Raw genomic sequence first — 16,551 nt, 5'->3', positions numbered from 1 at the left:
TCATTGCGATGGGCCGGACGGTTCTTTGCCGTGCTTATTGAATGCTGACTGGCTCGGAAGCTGCCGATTCACCGGTATCGTTGACCGCGGTAACTTGGAAGTAGCCGCTGGTCAGCGGGGATACGTACTCAAACCGCGCTTCGTTCGTTGACCCGATTTTTTTGAACTTCCCGTTGCTTGTCGTACTGTAATAAACGTTATATTGCGTGACTTGTTCGGAGGTTGCATTATCCGACCAAGTCAGTTTAATTCCGATTTCTGTTCCCGACACGGAGATATTCATCGGTGCGGAGGGGGCGGCAAGGCCTGTATCCGTTCCCTGCGGTGCTCCCGTATCCGGCAGCGTCGTAATGTCGTCTGCGTCGCTGCCTTTCCCCGGCTTGGTATCCGGCAATTGCTGCGTATAGCTGCCGCTCGAGGAAACGATTATACTCGGCGCTGATTCTTTGCCGGCGACGTCTACGGCTGTGACATAGTAGCTGTAAATTCCAGCTCCGGCATAGTTGATAAACTTGGTCTCTTGTCCTGTCATAACCGGGCTGCCAGCGTTCGTGAACGGCCCGTCATTAACGGCGCGGTATAACCGGTACCCGACGACATCCTTCTGCGGTGCAGCCGAGAAGGAAATTCGATAGGCGCTGGCGGAGGATACCGCTTCAATCCTAACGTTTGCCGGTGCAGACGGGGCGCTGCCGTCGTCGACTCGCGGATCGACGATCGAAGGCGCATCCCGATCCGCATCCTCCGGCAAATACACGCTCATTGGCTTGCGGCTGTCTTGCGGAAGCTTGGCCTGTGCGGCTTCGATTTCCTGCATAAGCTCATCCAGCGGTTTCTCCCGTTTAACAACGGTCTGCTCCTTGACCATATCTGAAGGCGTTGTCGGCTGCGGAATATAGTTTACGCCGTTATAGGAAATGACGGCCATTTTGACCAGTGCGTCGTCAGAATCCTTCGGCAGGAATTTACGGTTGAACCAATCCGTTACCAGCTTGCCCTCGCTGCGGGTAAGACTTGTTGGCAGCTTGCCGCTCACACTGGATACGGTTGATTTTACGATACCTGATGGCATCGTAAAATGTTTGGTCTTGAATAACTCCGGCCGCTCGGCTGTAACCTCGTTCATGATTTGAGACCAGACGATCCGGGCGCGGTTTCTTCCTTCCTTGGAGAGGGAGTAAATCTGTTTCTCGTAACCAACCCATACGCCAAGCGTAATGTCCGGCGAGAAGCCCATGAACCAGACATCGCCGTAGCTTTGCGTGGAACCTGTTTTGCCGACGACTGGAACTTTGCCGTAATTCTTGAACAGCGACATAATGCTGTGACCGGATCCACGCGGATCCGAAATGACGGTGCGCAGCATATCCGTCATCAGGAATGCGGTTTGCTCCGAGAACGCGCGAAGCGGCTTGGCTTCGTGCTCGTAGACGACATTTCCGTCGGCATCGGTAATTTTGCTGATCATATAGGCGTCGTTGAATACGCCGTTATTTGCAATTGCGCCGTATGCGTTCGTGAGCTCTTCGACGGAAACGCCGATGCTGAGGCCCCCGATTACGCCGGTTTGCGCATATTCGTCTTCCGGCTTGATGGACGTAATGCCGAGCTTGCGGGCGAATTTCCATGCTTCCGGAATCGTGACCTTCTGATTGAAGATTTTGAGTGCCGGAATGTTCAGAGAACGATTGAGCGCGTCGCGGGCTGTTACCAGACCGTAGAACTTCTTCGTAACGTTCATCGGAATATGGAAGCCCTTCTGACCATCTTTCATGACAATTGGCGAATCATCGATGACGCTTGCCGGTTGAATGAGTCCTTTGTCGATGGCCGGCAAATACGCGGCGATCGGCTTCATCGTGGACCCGGGCTGACGCGTCATCTGCGTGGCGTGGTTGAGCTGCTCCGTATAGAAATCGCGGCCTTCCAGCATGCCTAGAATAGCGCCTGTCTTATGATCCAACATGATGGCTCCGGTCTGCTCCATCCCTTTCTCTTTGCTGTCCGAATCGAAGTTGTTAGGATCGGCGCCGACTTTATGCATGGAATTGTATACCTTTTTATCAATGGTCGTGTAAATATGATAGCCGCCCCGCAGCAGATGCTCGCGCGCATCTTCAAGCAGCGGTGCATTCTCTTTCTTCCTTACGTCTTCTTGGCTTAGATTTGGATCCTTCTGCATGAGCAGAATTTCTGCCGCTTGCCGCTCTGATTCAAGCATGAGGAAGGGGAATGTCGAGTATGCCTTCTCGGTTGGCTTTGCAAGTGAATTCTTAATATCGAAGCTCATGGCTTCGTTATACTGCTCGGGGCTGATACGGGCTGTCTGCAGCATGCGCATAAGCACGATATGCTGCCGGTCGACGGCCAGCTTGAAGCCGGACGGATTAAACTTGCCTTTGCTGGTAAATGCGGTATACGCAGATGGGCGCTGAGGCAAGCCGGCCAGATAGGCGGATTGCGCAATATTGAGCTGGCTCAAATCCGTAATGTTGAAAATCCCTTTGGCTGCGGCTTTAATGCCATACAGGTTGTAACCGCTGTTGCCTGTCCCGAACTGTACTTTATTAAGGTAGGCTGTCAGAATCTCGTCCTTCGTCATGAAGCGCTCGAGACGCAGCGAGAGGAAGATTTCCTTAGCTTTACGGCTGTCCGTCTTGTCCAGCGTGAGAAATACTTGACGGGCCAGCTGCTGGGTAAGCGTGCTTCCGCCGGTTTGCGTATCTTCGTTCAGCAGCTTCTGCTTGACGGCACGCGCAAGACCGTTGAAATCGACGCCGATATGTTTATAGAAATTATTGTCCTCCGTCGCGAGAACGGCATTGACGACCTGTTGCGGAATGTCGTTCCGCTTGATCAATCGGCGGTCTTCTTCGGTCCGCAGCTGACCGACTGGCGTTTGTCCATCATTAAAGTAGACAAAGCCCGTAATCGCATTCTCGTTGATCTTGGCTTCGATCTCTGTGCGCGGGCGAATAGGATCGTCTTTGACGAAGGATGCCACGTAGCCAGCAACGGCTGCTCCGGCAAACAATCCGATCAATATCCCGAAAATAAATAGCCATTTGAACGTTACGAGCGTCACGATACCAAAAGTCCGCCATTTGCTGTATCCTTTTGTTTTCTGTTGACGGTCTTGATCCATACGATGATTAGCCTCCTCCGAATTAACAGAGTTATTATAGCATAAATCACCAGAGAATTTGGAGTAGGTGACCGACGAATATACCCAACCATCTCCATAATCTCCTAATTCTCCAATCTTGGTTCCTGTGCCCGTTGACTACAAACCGTCTCTTGTGTTATAAGTGGTAACAAGAAAAGTGAATATGTGAACGCATTGACAGGCTTCAGTAGAGCTGCGGAGGGGCGATTTCAGAGAGCCGGTGGTGGTGCAAACCGGTACGTGCCGCAATTCGAATTACCGCCTTGAGCTGATCGGACGAACCGCGCTTCCTCTGTAACGGGAAAGCACGCAAGTAGTCTGTTTCCGGATGATATCCGTTATCTAATGAAGTGAGAGCCGTATTGGCGGTCATGCTGTGTACATCGTGCGCAGCGCCGGCGGCTCTAACGAGGGTGGTACCGCGAGCAAATCCTTCTCGTCCCTTGAGGACGAGAGGGATTTTTTTATTTTCCGGACAGGAGTGGTGCCAGTATGGTGAAATGGGAGCAGTTAAGTGCCGCGCAGCAGCGGGAAGTTGAACGCCAAATGGAAGTCATCCGCCGCGGCGTCGTTGAAATCGTGCCTGAAGAAGAACTGAAAGCAAAGGTTGTTCAATCCGTGGCTGCAGGCAAGCCGCTAAAAGTAAAGCTGGGGCTTGATCCTTCGGCACCGGACATTCATGTTGGACATACGGTCGTCCTTCATAAGCTGAGACAATTCCAGCAGCTCGGACATGAGGTGCAGCTCATTATCGGTGATTTTACGGGCCGGATCGGCGATCCGACAGGGAAATCGGAGACGCGCAGACAGCTGACCGAGGAAGACGTGAAACGCAATGCGGAGACGTACAAGAAGCAAATTTACAAACTGCTCGATCCGGCGAAGACGACGGTTTATTACAATTCCGAATGGCTTAGCCCGCTCAACTTCGCGGATGTGGTAGCACTCTCTGCCAAAGTCACGGTTGCGCGTATGCTGGAGCGGGATGATTTTACGAAGCGGTATCAGACGGGACAGCCGATCAGCATCCATGAATTCTTCTACCCGCTGATGCAGGGCTATGATTCCGTAGCGCTGGAGAGCGACGTAGAGCTTGGCGGAACAGACCAGAAGTTCAATCTGCTCATGGGCCGCACGCTGCAGAAGGAGTACGGCAAATCCGCACAAGCCGCAATCATGACACCGCTCATCGAAGGCTTGGACGGCGTCAGCAAAATGAGCAAGAGCCTCGGCAATTATATCGGCATCGACGAAGAAGCGAACCAAATTTACGGCAAATCGATGTCCATTCCAGACGGGCTGATGTTCAAATACTACGAGCTTGCGACGGATCTCGGTGACGACGAGCTGCTGGCGCTGCGGACCGGAATCGAAGACGGAAGTCTGCATCCGCGCGATGTGAAGATGGAGCTTGCCCGCACGTTCGTTCGCATGTACCACGGCGAAGAGGCCGCGGCGGCTGCAGAGCAGCATTTTATTACCGTGTTCCAGAAGCGTGCGCTGCCAGGCGACATCCAGGAGGTCGTTCTGTCTCCGGCGGATTTGGACGGCGGGTCAATCGGCATTCTGAGGCTTCTTACGACGCTCGCTCTTCAGGCATCCAGCAGCGAAGCGAAACGCAGCGTCGAGCAGGGGGCCGTTCGCATCAACGAAGAGAAGGTAGAAGATTGGACGGCCGAGATTGCACCCGCGGACGGCGACATTATTCAAGTCGGCAAACGTAAATTCGCGAGAATCGTGCTCCGTTAACAATAGCCGCCGAGAAGCTTGCTGTGCGCACCGCTGCGCCGGCAGGCTTCTTTCTGTTGGCGGTGAAACCGGTCGTCCGATTATGCCGCATGGTACCGCGTTTATGAGCTTACACCAAATAAGGTGTTGTCTCGTAAGTCATCGCAGATGATTTGCGTTCGGAATGAATCGTCGATACGGCAGGTTCAGTTACGATTTTCGCTAGCGAAACTTTAGTGCAGGAGCGGCGTAATAAATACCGGATGCGCTTCAAATTATTGGAATTTGATACAGGAGAGGAGGGAGGGTTCTGGAAGGCGTATTTTTAGGCTGTCTGATCGGTGGAATTTTATTTGCGGTCGTAAGTGTTGTTTTGGGGGATTGGCTCAGCTTGGCGCTGGATGGAATGCTGGATTTCCTGTCACTGGATGGTCATCCCATCCTGCAGCCGATGGCAATCGTAGGCGGTATTACCGTCTTCGGCGGAGCAGGGCTGCTGTTGGAACATCATACCTCGCTTGGGAACGCAATCGTTATCTTGCTTGCGATTCTGTGCGGCTGCATGGCGGCGGCCGGCATCTACATCCTCTATGTTAGGCCGATGGAGAGAAGCGAGAATTCGACGGGTTACTCTATGCAGGAGTTGAACGGCGCAATCGGCGAAGTTACTGTCCCCATCCCTGCTGCAGGCTTCGGCGAAGTATCCGTTAAAGTCTTAGCCGGTCTCACCTATCACATTGCGGCAAGCTTTGATGGCGTCTTGATTCCATTGGGCACCCGTGTTGTCGTAGTTCGAATCGACGCACATACGCTCCTCGTATCCAAGCTGGAGCTCGAATTGTAAAAACGAGAGGAGAACGTGTACATGATGCCAGATTATCTTGTTATTCCTGCTGCGGTTGTCGGCGTATTGGTCGTGCTTGGCTTGGCCTTCTGGGCTAGATATCGGACGGTGGGACCGGACAAAGCGATGATCGTCACGGGCTCGTTCCTGGGAAGCCGGAACATCACGTCCGACGATTCCGGACGCAAGAACAAAATCGTCCGAGGCGGAGGTGCTTTCATACTTCCGATATTTCAGAAAGCGGACTTTCTGTCGCTGTTATCGCATAAGCTGGATGTCTCAACGCCCGAAGTGTACACGGAACAAGGTGTTCCTGTCATTTGCGATGGCGTTGCCATCATTAAAATCGGCGGTGCGGTTGAAGACGTAGCAACGGCTGCAGAGCAGTTCCTCGGCAAACCGACGGAATCGCTGAAGATGGAAGCGCAAGAGGTACTAGAAGGTCATCTGCGCGCTATATTAGGTTCCATGACCGTGGAGGAAGTGTACCGCAACAGGGATAAATTCGCACAGGAAGTGCAGGGCGTCGCGGCGCGGGATCTGAAGAAAATGGGCTTGCAGATCGTGTCGTTCACGATCAAGGACCTGCGCGACAAGCATGGATATCTCGACGCGCTCGGCAAGCCGAGAATCGCAGCCGTCAAGCGGGACGCAGACATTGCCGAGGCGGAAGCCGTACGGGATTCCCGGATTCAGAAGGCTAGAGCCGAAGAGGAAGGGCAGAAGGCCGAACTGCTCCGGGATACGAACCTCGCTGAAGCTTCGAAGGATAAGGAACTGAAGGTCGCTTCCTTCAAGAAGGAACAGGATTCGGCGAAAGCAGAAGCGGACCAAGCGTACGCAATTCAGGAGGCCCGCGCGAAGCAAAGGGTGGTTGAAGAGCAGATGCAGGTCGAACTCGTCCGCAAGGAGCGGGAGATCGACCTCGAGGGCAGAGAAATTCTGCGACGCGAGAAGCAGTATGACGCGGAAGTAAAGAAGAAAGCGGATGCGGACCGCTATGCGGTCGAGCAGGCGGCGGAAGCGGATAAAGCAAAGCGGATGCGTGAAGCCGACGCCGCACAGTACCAGATCGAAGCGGAAGCGAAAGCAAATGCAGAGCAGAAACGGCTGGACGGCTTGGCAATCGCGGATGCCGAACGCGCCAAAGGAACGGCGGAGGCCGATGTCATCCGACTGCGCGGTCTTGCAGAGGCCGAGGCAAAAGAAAAGCTTGCCCGCGCGTTCGAGTTGTTCGGCGAAGCGGCGGTTCTCGACATCATCGTGAAGATGCTTCCCGAGCTTGCCGGCAAAGTGGCAGCGCCGATTGGAGCAATAGATAAACTGACGGTCGTGGATACCGGCCATGGCGAAGGGGCGGCACGCCTCAGCAATTATGTCACGTCGCTTATGGCGACGGCTCCAGAGATGCTGAAGAGCGTTTCCGGCATTGACCTGAACGCTTTCGTAAGAGGACTTACTTCAAAATCAACAGCTGCATCGGCAATTGAAGGAGCGATTGGCGCGTCTGAAGCGGCTGCCGCAGCGTCTGCATCGGCGGCTGACATGACGAAGCGTCTGCTGACTGATACGCAATCCTAGTAGAACGCAAAAAGAGATGCAAAGCATATGCTTTGCACCTCTTGCTTATTAACGGCTGTAGAACTCGACGATTTGTTTTTCGTCGATCTCTTGCGGAAGCTCAGCGCGCTCAGGAAGACGAAGGAACTTACCTTCAAGCGATGCGTCGTTGAATTCCAGGTAGTTTGGAAGGAAGTTGCGGCCTTCCAAAGCTTCTTTGATCGATTTTTGTGTACGGCTGCGCTCGCGCAGGCCGATTACATCACCGATGGAAACCGTGTACGAAGCGATGTCGACTTTTTTGCCGTTCACAGTAACGTGACCGTGCGAAACCAGTTGACGTGCGCCTGCACGGGAGTTAGCGAAACCAAGACGGTATACCAAGTTGTCCAGACGGCTCTCAAGAAGGGCCATGAAGTTTTCACCGGCGATACCTTTTTGTTTCGATGCTTTATCAAACAGGTTGCGGAATTGTTTTTCGTTCATTCCGTACATATGACGAAGCTTTTGTTTTTCTTGCAATTGAATACCGTAACCACTCATTTTTTTGCGTTGGCCCGGGCCGTGTTGACCAGGAGGGAAAGCGCGTTTCAATTCTTTGCCTGTTCCGCTAAGGGAGATGCCGAGGCGACGGCTCAATTTAAACTTAGGACCTGTATATCTTGACATGTGTCGTAAAACTCCTTCTTCAAATGGGATGTTTGAAAATGGGTGTTTCGCCGAGTGCTGTCTCCGCTTCATTGCCAAGCAACGAAAGCCTAACCGGAATGTTCAGCCGCAGTCCGTTAGCGACAGTCTCTTGAGGGTGACACAAAACCGCTCCCATGTATTCAACTATAAATATTATATAAATTCAACGGGTAATGTCAAGTGAAATAGCGATAAGATCGAGGTCTCGAATTCTCTTGATATAAAATGATACTAAAGTCCTATTTATTTCTATTGGAGTTAGTGCAATAAATCTAGATTTCAAGTATAGTAGAGTGACAGATTCAGGCTTTCGACAAAGAATACAACTGCGAAGAAAGGCGGTGCTGCGTAGGATGAAAAGAACGGACTCCGATTTGACGAACCTCGCCGGCCAAATCGTTGGCAACTCCCATGAAACGCAGCAGCCCGTCAATTGGTTAAAGCATAAGGAGCTTCCGGTGGCCGACGAAGCGGTGGAAGCCTTATTGAAGGCGTCTTTTCAAGAATGGTACCTGGGGGCCGCGAAGATTTCGTCCCCGCTGCTATGTCATAGAATCATGCTTCTAAACTCGGATGGCACGGTATTGTCGGAATATACGCATGAAGGCGATCTTCCCGGCAAACAGGAGATAAGCGTTCCGATTAAAACAAGATGGAATGATCAAACGAATCTTGCGCTGCTCGGCTTGGTGTTCGACGGCAGCGAATGCCGAGCACTCTATGCCCTGCTTCAGGCAGCCGCTCAAGCGCTGGCCGGGATCTTCTATTACAAATTCGATTTGAGCGCTGTAAGCCAAATCATGAAACAGCAGCAAATCAGTGATAAAGAAGCGCAGGGCAGAGATATTTTGTTCCAAGTGGCGAAGCGTCTCCATGATCAGAACGATGTTCATTCCGTTCTCAACGTCCTCTTAGACGATGTGGAGAAATTATATCCGCATGCCGATGTTAATTTGTATTTATCCCAGGATTTCGTAAATGGAGATGCCAGGGTCAAACCGCTGCAGCTCCGTCATTCCACGGATGATCGCAACGCGCAAGCCTTTCTGTCGGGAAGGCCCGTTGTAAATGCAGATGAAGCTGGAATAACGAAGCTGTCGATTCCGATGAGCGGTAAACAAGCGGTATATGGCGTGCTCAGCATGACGATCAACAACGAGCATTGGGAGGATTCCGAGCTGCGGTCGCTCGGGATGCTGTCAGATACGGCAGGCTCCGCCTTCGAGAATGCGAAGCTGTTCGAGCAGTCCAATTTGCTGATTACCGAGCTGCAGCTCATTAACGAGCTGACGAAGCGGCTGAATCAATCGCTGCGTTTGAATGAAGTGTTCGAATTTGCGATGAGCGAGCTGCTCAATATTTTTAAAGCTGATTACTGCAATCTGCTGCAGCTCAGCAAGGATAACAGCAATTTTCAGATCGTGGCGAGCAACGTGCCGGCCGCGGCGAATGAGATTTATTCGACGGAATACGGGTTCTGCGGCATGGTCTACAGTTCGAAGGAGCCCTTGATTATATCGGATTACTGGGCCACCCGCGCGGTGGATTCCAGCCTGATGGACGGTACAGGCGCGAGGTCGCTGATCGCCGCGCCGGTGATGTCGGGAACGTCAGTAATCGGCGTCATTATGGTATCGCACAGAAGCCCGAATTTCTTCTCCTACGAGAATTTCAAGCTGCTCCAGGTGCTGTCCACGCATATCGGACTTGCCATATCCAATGCATCGCTGCATGCCGAAGTACGCCGGATGGTCATTACTGACAATCTAACCGGACTGCATGCCCGCCATTACCTTAACGAGCAAATTCAGTCGCGTCAGCGGAAGGATCCGTGCGGCTCGCTTGTCTTGGTGGATATCGATCACTTCAAGCGCATTAATGATACGTACGGGCATTTGATCGGCGACAGCATTTTAATCATTGTGAGCGACGTGATCCGTTCCAGTATTCGGGATTCCGATATTGCGGCCAGATGGGGCGGCGAGGAGCTGGCGATTTATTTGCCTCATATTCGTTCTGCACAAGCGTATCGGATTGCGGAACGGATACGAAGCATGGTTGAAGAACTTACCGATCCGGCGGTAACGGTCTCCTGCGGACTGTCGGAATGGACGTTTGAAGAAGAAAAAATCAGCGTCGAGTCGTTATTTTACAGGGCAGATATGGCTTTGTACGAGGCGAAGAAGAATGGACGCAACCGTATATTTATCGGATAGAAGACATGCGGGAACGACGGCACGAACGTGCTGTCGTTTTTTTTGTTGCCGCTGGTACATAAAGGGCGGCGCTCTAACAGACGCTAGCTGAATGGGGAGAAGAACAGGAGGATGATACGAATATGAAATCAAGGGGAGTCATCATGATCTGCTGTCTAGGCGTACTGTCTGCAAGCTGCGGCTCGGCATCGGACAATAGGTCGCCGCATGAGCTGCTTGCGCTCAGCGTATCGGGTCTCTCTAGCGTGGACCGGTATACCTTCACAGGTGAGACAGGCATTGGGATGGGTGCAGGCGGCGAGGGCATAGCGACTACGTTTCAAGGGACGGTCGAGAATCACGATGATGTACAGCTTAGAGCGAGTGATGCAGGGGTGTTGGCGCAAGGGCTTCATCCGCTTAAGCTGCTGAGCCAGGTAGAATCGACAGCATTGAAAACAGAGCTGGAGGCTGATAAGTCAGGCGGTCGTACGGCTGTGCTGCGAATCACCGCCGACCCGAAGCAAGCTGCAAACATGTGGGCGAATAAGCTTCGCGGCGAATTTGACCGACTGGAGAACACGACGCCGGGTCAATTAAACGTCAAGCTGCAGAGCAAACAAGCCGTCAAAGCAGAGACGCAGGGCTCGTCATCGCTCGATAAAGCGTGGCGGCAAGAACTCGCGAAATCCAAGGAGGAGCTGAATGCGATGCTATCGACCTTGACCGTACAAACGACCTATCGGCTTGTGATCGACCGTAAGAAGCTGCTGCCGCTTGCTATGGAGGAGTACACGCTGCTTCACTTTACGTCAAGAGGACAGCGCGCCGAGGAATCACACCGGACGAAGCTGTCCTTCAAACGGACGGACGGCGGCAATTTATAGCCGTCGTGCAGCAGCGCGTGAAACATGATAGGATGGACGAGAACGAAACGAATTTTTTTTGGAGGTATGACTATGCGCGATCCACGCATGCAGAAGCTTGCAGCGAATTTAGTGAGTTATTCCATCAACGTACAACCCGGGGAAAATGTTCTTATCGATATGATCGGCTCGGAGCGGGAGCTTGCGAAATGCCTGGTTGAAGAGGTTGCCAAGGCCGGCGGACGCCCTTTCGTGGAAACAAGCGATCGTTCTGTGCTGCGCGCCATGCTGATGAATGCGACCGAGGAGCAAATCGAGCTGTGGGCCTCATTTGATTTGAAGAGGATGCAGGCAATGCAGGGCTACATAGCGATTCGTTCGGGAGAAAACATCAATGCGCTTGCGGATGTCCCGAGTGACAAGATGAAGCTATATGACAAGCTGTACCGCCATCCGATCCATTCCGAACAGCGAGTCAAGCATACCAAATGGGTCGTCCTTCGCTATCCGAACGATTCCATGGCACAGCTTGCGAGTATGAGCACGGAGGCGTTCGAAGATTTCTACTTCGACGTATGCAATTTGGATTATGCCAAGATGGATAAAGCGATGGATCCCCTCGAAGCGCTCATGAAGCGAACGGACCGCGTACGCATCACCGCTCCGGGTACGGATTTGACGTTCTCGATCAGGGGAATCGGGGCAAGCAAATGCTCAGGCGAGCGAAATATTCCTGACGGCGAGGTGTACACCTGCCCGATCCGGAATTCCGTTCAGGGCACGATCGCTTACAACACGCCTTCCGTGTACTCCGGCGTCACATTCGAGAATATTACGTTCACGTTCCAAGACGGCAAGATCGTTGAGGCAACCAGCAGCAACACCGAGAAGCTGAACGAAATTTTGGATACGGACGAAGGCGCTCGTTATATCGGTGAATTCAGCCTGGGCTTCAACCCGTACATCCTTCATCCGATGAAAGATACGTTATTCGATGAGAAGATCGCGGGCAGTCTCCACTTTACGCCCGGGCAGGCTTACGAGATAACGGATAACGGCAATAGATCGGCGGTTCACTGGGATCTCGTGCTCATTCAACGACCGGAATACGGCGGCGGCGAGGTATATTTTGACGACGTATTGATCCGAAAAGACGGTCGGTTCGTCATTCCCGAATTAGAAGGGTTAAATCCCGAAAATTTGAAATAAAAGACACTTGTATGAATAAGAAAATCGGGTTATGATGATGACAGCTAGCACAAACTAAATAATGGAGGGATTCCCATGTCCAATAATGCGGCAATCGTAGATATTTCCCAAACGGCCAACAAATTCCGGTCGTCCATCGTTCTTCAAGCCGAGAATAAATATATTGACGTCAAAAGCATACTCGGCCTTTTCACAACATTGGTCGGCGGACATTCCTACGAGCTTCACGTACACGGTCCGGATGCAGATGAAGCGAAAACAGCCATGGCTGACGTATTCGCTAAACACAATCTAAACGTCCAAGTGGTCGAATAGTTTTTTTTAATTGATTTAGGAAGCGCTTCACCGAACATTCGGTGAGGCGCTTCTTGTTTAAGCCTTGTACATTCGGTTGATTTCGTCTAATATAAAGAATATAAAGACGAACTGCTTATGTACAAGGAGGAGTACGATGTCTTCATCCGATGTTCTTATTCATTTGCATCAAAAAGCGCTCAATCTCCTTCACGAGGATGCTAATAAAATCGAGAAGTTAATCGAAGTACAAATGGAAAACTTGACGACGAGACAATGTCCGCTCTACGAAGAAGTGCTGGATACTCAAATATATGGCTTTTCCAGAGAAATCGATTTTGCGATTCGTGCAGGACTTGTATCGGAGCTTGCTGGAAAAGAAATTATCAGCAAATTGGAACGCAATTTGGCTCAGCTGTACGAAGCTTTGGAGAAGTAGCATGTAGTGGCAGCCGATCACGCAGCTGCTTTTTTTTTGGATTCTTACATAACGAAGAAGACGCTCCAGGTGGGAGCGTCTTCTTCGTTATGCGGTGTAACCATTATACGAGGTAGAACGAAATGCCGAGAATAATGTACACGATGATGAGCAATGCGCCCTCGTACCAGTTCGTCGATCCGTCTTTGGAGATGGACTTGGCGATGAAGACAGAAACCGCAATGGCTGCCAGCTCGATCGGCGTGAAGATAATATCCATGGTTTCACCGAAGAGCGTACTGATGAGAATCAGGACCGGAGCTACGAACAGCGCGATCTGCAGGCTGCTTCCGACTGCGATTTCCACAGCTGCGCCGATTTTGTTCTTCATCGCGAGAATGACGGCTGCGCTGTGCTCGGCGGCGTTACCGACGATGGCAATCAGGAAGGCGCCGATAAAGACTTCGGAGAAGCCGAATTTCGCTGTGAACGTATGTAAAGTGCTGACCAGCCATTCGCTGACGAATGCGGTCATGACAGTCGCAAGCAGCAGGAACAAGATGGATGTTGATTTGGTCCAGGAAGCTTCTTCACCATGATCAGGCGTTGTTTCTTCTACGTCCGCGAGCATGTCCTTGTGCGTAATCATGGAGAACACAAGCCATAGTATATAAGCGATGATTAGGATAACGGCGATCGTCAAGCTAAGCAGCTCCGACTTATGCGGTGAGAAATGCTGGGTAGAAATGAAGATTGCCGGAATGCCGAGTGCGATAACGGCTAGAATCATTAGTGACGAATTGTGGCTCGCCAGCTGTACGTTGAACCGCTGTTCCTTGAATTTCAGCCCGCCGAGAAATACGCTTGCTCCAAGGACGAGAAGCAGGTTGCCGATAATAGAGCCTGTGATGCTTGCTTTTACCATATCGAAGAGACCTTCACGCACAAGGAAAATTGCGATGATCAGCTCGGCAGCGTTGCCGAAGGTCGCGTTCAGAAACCCGCCAAGGCGCTGTCCGGCATAATGGGAGACGCTCTCGGTTGCTTTTCCGAGAAAGCCGGCTACGAAGAGGATTGCGGCAGCCGAAACAATGAATTCGATCATCGTCCCGAAATGAGCATAATGGCTAATCCCGCTGAGTACGAATAAAGCGATGAGCAAGGTGAAAAACAATTTCTGATTCAATGGTAAAGGCACCTCATTTACGGATTATGGGAATTGGAAATCTGTTAACACTATAGCTGAAATTGGCGAATGTGTAAACGCTGGAAGGAAGCATTTCGTTATATTATCACCGGGATCTGATCAAATATGCCAGTGTTCCAGGTCGGAATACAGCACGTACCAAGCATGGAAAGTTATTAGAACCTTTAGGTGAATACCTTGCTTCGAAAGTACGCTTCCATTACAATGGAAACATAAGGTGAATAAGGAGTGAGTGGCATGACAGAAGAACTTCAAACCGGCATTATTCGTATTTCAGACGACGTAGTCGCCACGATCGCAGGGCTGGCTGCGCTTGAAACTCCAGGCATTGCTGCAATGTCCGGGGGGATTTCCGAAGGTCTTGCCAAACGTCTCAGCGGCAAAAACGCACAAAAGGGTGTATCGGTCGAAGTGGGGCAGCTCGAAGCGGCGATCGATTTGCGGATTATCGTGAAGTACGGCATTCCCATTCAAGAGGTTTGCCGCCAATTGCAGGAGAACGTGCGGGAAACGGTTGCCAACATGACAGGGCTGCACGTCGTCGAAGTGAATATCAAAGTAGAAGGCGTTGCCTTCAAGGAAGACGAGGCTATCGCAGAAGAGGCTGCTCGTCTGAAATAGTAAGGATCGACATAACAAAGGCATGTCCTCCCGGGACATGCCTTTGTTATGTTTATTTGCGCAAATTCGAATTCGGTTTAGCGGCTGGCCGTACGTGTCCGTCAGGACGATTATATTCGCGTGAAATACTGAGCAGGACGCCCATGCCCATTAAGCAGACGATGAGCGATGATCCTCCATGGCTGATGAAGGGAAGCGTAACCCCCGTAAGAGGCATCGCACCTGTCACGCCGCCGATATTGACGATGGCCTGCACGGCAATCAGCGCAACGACGCCGACGCCGACGATCGTGCCATAGCTGTCTGGACATCGAAGCGCGACGAGCAGCCCTCGCCATAAGTAAAACAAATAAAAAAGCAAGAAGAGCAGGCTGCCGATAAATCCGAATTCTTCGGCTATGACAGAGAAGATAAAATCGCTGTACGGATAAGGCATATACTTGAGCTTCTGCACGCTGTGACCGAAGCCGGCGCCTGTTATGCCCCCGTGGCCAAGCGCTTCCAAGGAACGCGAGAGATGGAAGGTCGTATTCTGCATATCGGACAAGGGATCCATGAAGGCTGTAAACCGATTGAACCGGTAATCCCATTTGTCGGGATTGATCATGACCGAGATACTGACCAATGATGCGACAATGGAAGCAATAATGATACCGGATAGAAACAACTGCTTTAAATTTGCGCCGCCGGCAACGATTATAATCAGGGACGCAATTGAAATGACGATGCAGGCACCAAGATCCGGCTGAAGCATAATCAGTCCGCAGATTACGGCAATAATCGTGAAGACGGGAATAAGGCCTTTCTTAAAGTCCCTAAACTTCTCGCCTTTCTTGGCAATCAGCGAGCCTAGATAGAGCACGAGGCCGAGCTTCGCGAACTCGGTAGGCTGGATACCAAGCGACCCGACGCCGAACCAGCTTCGGGCACCGTTAATATCTTTGCCGATAAACGGGACGAGGATGAGCATAAACAAGACAGGAACAAAGTAGAAGACAAAGCCCTTCTTGAATACCGTGTACGGGATGTTCATGATGGCAAACATGCTGAAGGTGCCGAGAACGGCGAACAACAGCTGACGCTTCGTGAAATACAGGGCGTCAAAGTTGTTGCTCTTCGAAATGACTGCCGTGTTGGAACTAGCGCTGAAAACCATAATAAGCCCAAAACCTACGAGCAGGAGTGTGAGCACGAGAAGTAAGAAATCCGGCCTGCCGCGCAGGCCGTTCGTCTTTGTTTTCATTTGTGGAGACATAGCGGGTTAGGCAAGCAATTTCTTCAATTCTTGCAGGCGCTGCGTCGCTGCATTCAGAATCGGCTGAGGTACAGGCGATTCGTAGTCGAGTCCATGCGGAAACGTAGCTCGTCCGATGTAGACGGATTCGACTTGCAGTACAGCATGGGAGGACTCCAGCTTGCCCTCAATTGCGCGGACATTAAAGCGCAGGAAGTAGTCCTCACGGTTGGTGCGGTCTTCCAGCTTCAGATCGTACGTTGCGCGGTAATATTCCCATTGCCAGCGAACGAAACCAAGCTTCTCCGAGGACTCGTCAAGATGCGCAAGTTCGCTTGTCATGCCGTTCAGGCCTGTATTCTCAATAATCATCGATGATCCTCCTTCAAGCTTCAGGAAAGGTTTTCTTCTTATACATGATAGTATTTTTCAAGGGTCAGCGCAAGCCTCAGCCAATCTGACATTCTACTTCAAAAGTGACATTTTTACGAAAAATATCCCCTTTATTTGGCTGAAAAC

14 protein-coding genes and 1 other annotated feature are annotated in these 16,551 nt (G+C 51.5%); of the genes, 9 read left to right on the top strand and 5 right to left on the bottom strand.

Going from position 1 to position 16,551, the window contains the following annotated elements; genetic code table 11:
* Positions 1 to 34 precede the first annotated feature (34 nt).
* The gene (locus KXU80_RS08405; protein ID WP_219837756.1) at positions 35 to 3,145 is read right to left on the bottom strand and encodes a transglycosylase domain-containing protein; all 3,111 of its coding nucleotides are present in this window, start codon (positions 3,143 to 3,145) and stop codon (positions 35 to 37) included.
* 186 nt (positions 3,146 to 3,331) lie between these two features.
* Positions 3,332 to 3,613 (top strand) — a binding site (T-box leader).
* A gap of 48 nt (positions 3,614 to 3,661) precedes the next feature.
* Here KXU80_RS08405 and tyrS point away from each other — a divergent pair.
* The 3 genes from tyrS (at position 3,662) to KXU80_RS08390 (ending at position 7,319) form a co-directional block, all read left to right on the top strand.
* Positions 3,662 to 4,915 (top strand): tyrosine--tRNA ligase, encoded by a 1,254-nt coding sequence (tyrS, locus tag KXU80_RS08400; RefSeq protein WP_219838940.1) that lies wholly within the window; start codon positions 3,662 to 3,664, stop codon positions 4,913 to 4,915.
* Positions 4,916 to 5,204: 289 nt separating this feature from the next.
* Positions 5,205 to 5,738 (top strand): NfeD family membrane protein, encoded by a 534-nt coding sequence (locus KXU80_RS08395; protein WP_219838939.1) that lies wholly within the window; start codon positions 5,205 to 5,207, stop codon positions 5,736 to 5,738.
* Positions 5,739 to 5,762: 24 nt separating this feature from the next.
* Positions 5,763 to 7,319 (top strand): flotillin lipid rafts scaffold protein FloT, encoded by a 1,557-nt coding sequence (locus KXU80_RS08390; protein WP_219838938.1) that lies wholly within the window; start codon positions 5,763 to 5,765, stop codon positions 7,317 to 7,319.
* Positions 7,320 to 7,367: 48 nt separating this feature from the next.
* Here the strand turns inward: KXU80_RS08390 and rpsD are convergent, their stop codons facing one another.
* Positions 7,368 to 7,967 carry a 30S ribosomal protein S4 gene (gene rpsD, locus KXU80_RS08385; protein WP_219837755.1) on the bottom strand — a complete coding sequence of 200 codons (600 nt, stop codon included), beginning with the start codon at positions 7,965 to 7,967 and terminating at the stop codon, positions 7,368 to 7,370.
* A gap of 374 nt (positions 7,968 to 8,341) precedes the next feature.
* On the opposite strand from rpsD, the gene KXU80_RS08380 reads away from it, so the two are divergent.
* The 5 genes from KXU80_RS08380 (at position 8,342) to KXU80_RS08360 (ending at position 12,991) form a co-directional block, all read left to right on the top strand.
* Positions 8,342 to 10,204: a sensor domain-containing diguanylate cyclase gene (locus KXU80_RS08380; RefSeq protein ID WP_219837754.1), complete on the top strand. Its 1,863-nt coding sequence runs from the start codon at positions 8,342 to 8,344 to the stop codon at positions 10,202 to 10,204.
* 122 nt (positions 10,205 to 10,326) lie between these two features.
* Entirely contained in the window at positions 10,327 to 11,070 is a 744-nt protein-coding gene (locus KXU80_RS08375; protein ID WP_219837753.1) for a hypothetical protein, read from the top strand.
* Between the two features lie 72 nt (positions 11,071 to 11,142).
* A complete protein-coding gene (locus KXU80_RS08370; RefSeq protein WP_219837752.1) occupies positions 11,143 to 12,258 on the top strand; it encodes an aminopeptidase in 1,116 nt (371 codons plus the stop codon).
* 75 nt (positions 12,259 to 12,333) lie between these two features.
* Entirely contained in the window at positions 12,334 to 12,573 is a 240-nt protein-coding gene (locus tag KXU80_RS08365) for an HPr family phosphocarrier protein (protein WP_219837751.1), read from the top strand.
* 136 nt (positions 12,574 to 12,709) lie between these two features.
* Entirely contained in the window at positions 12,710 to 12,991 is a 282-nt protein-coding gene (locus KXU80_RS08360) for an Fpa/YlaN family protein (RefSeq protein ID WP_219837750.1), read from the top strand.
* A 103-nt stretch (positions 12,992 to 13,094) separates the two neighbouring features.
* On the opposite strand, the gene cax is transcribed toward KXU80_RS08360, so the two are convergent.
* Positions 13,095 to 14,156: a calcium/proton exchanger gene (gene cax / locus KXU80_RS08355; protein WP_219837749.1), complete on the bottom strand. Its 1,062-nt coding sequence runs from the start codon at positions 14,154 to 14,156 to the stop codon at positions 13,095 to 13,097.
* Between the two features lie 258 nt (positions 14,157 to 14,414).
* On the opposite strand from cax, the gene KXU80_RS08350 reads away from it, so the two are divergent.
* On the top strand, positions 14,415 to 14,798 hold the full coding sequence (locus KXU80_RS08350) for an Asp23/Gls24 family envelope stress response protein (RefSeq protein WP_219837748.1): 384 nt from the start codon (positions 14,415 to 14,417) through the stop codon (positions 14,796 to 14,798).
* 52 nt (positions 14,799 to 14,850) lie between these two features.
* Here KXU80_RS08350 and ftsW read toward each other — a convergent pair whose 3' ends face one another.
* On the bottom strand, positions 14,851 to 16,041 hold the full coding sequence (ftsW, locus tag KXU80_RS08345; protein ID WP_219837747.1) for a putative lipid II flippase FtsW: 1,191 nt from the start codon (positions 16,039 to 16,041) through the stop codon (positions 14,851 to 14,853).
* Positions 16,042 to 16,059: 18 nt separating this feature from the next.
* Positions 16,060 to 16,404 (bottom strand): YugN family protein, encoded by a 345-nt coding sequence (locus KXU80_RS08340; RefSeq protein ID WP_219837746.1) that lies wholly within the window; start codon positions 16,402 to 16,404, stop codon positions 16,060 to 16,062.
* Positions 16,405 to 16,551: the final 147 nt, after the last annotated feature.

It is taken from the genome of Paenibacillus sp. R14(2021) (assembly GCF_019431355.1).
Classification (GTDB): Bacteria; Bacillota; Bacilli; order Paenibacillales; family Paenibacillaceae; genus Paenibacillus_Z.
Note: the sequence above shows the minus strand (reverse complement) of the source record. Positions and strands in the feature narration are given on the sequence as shown.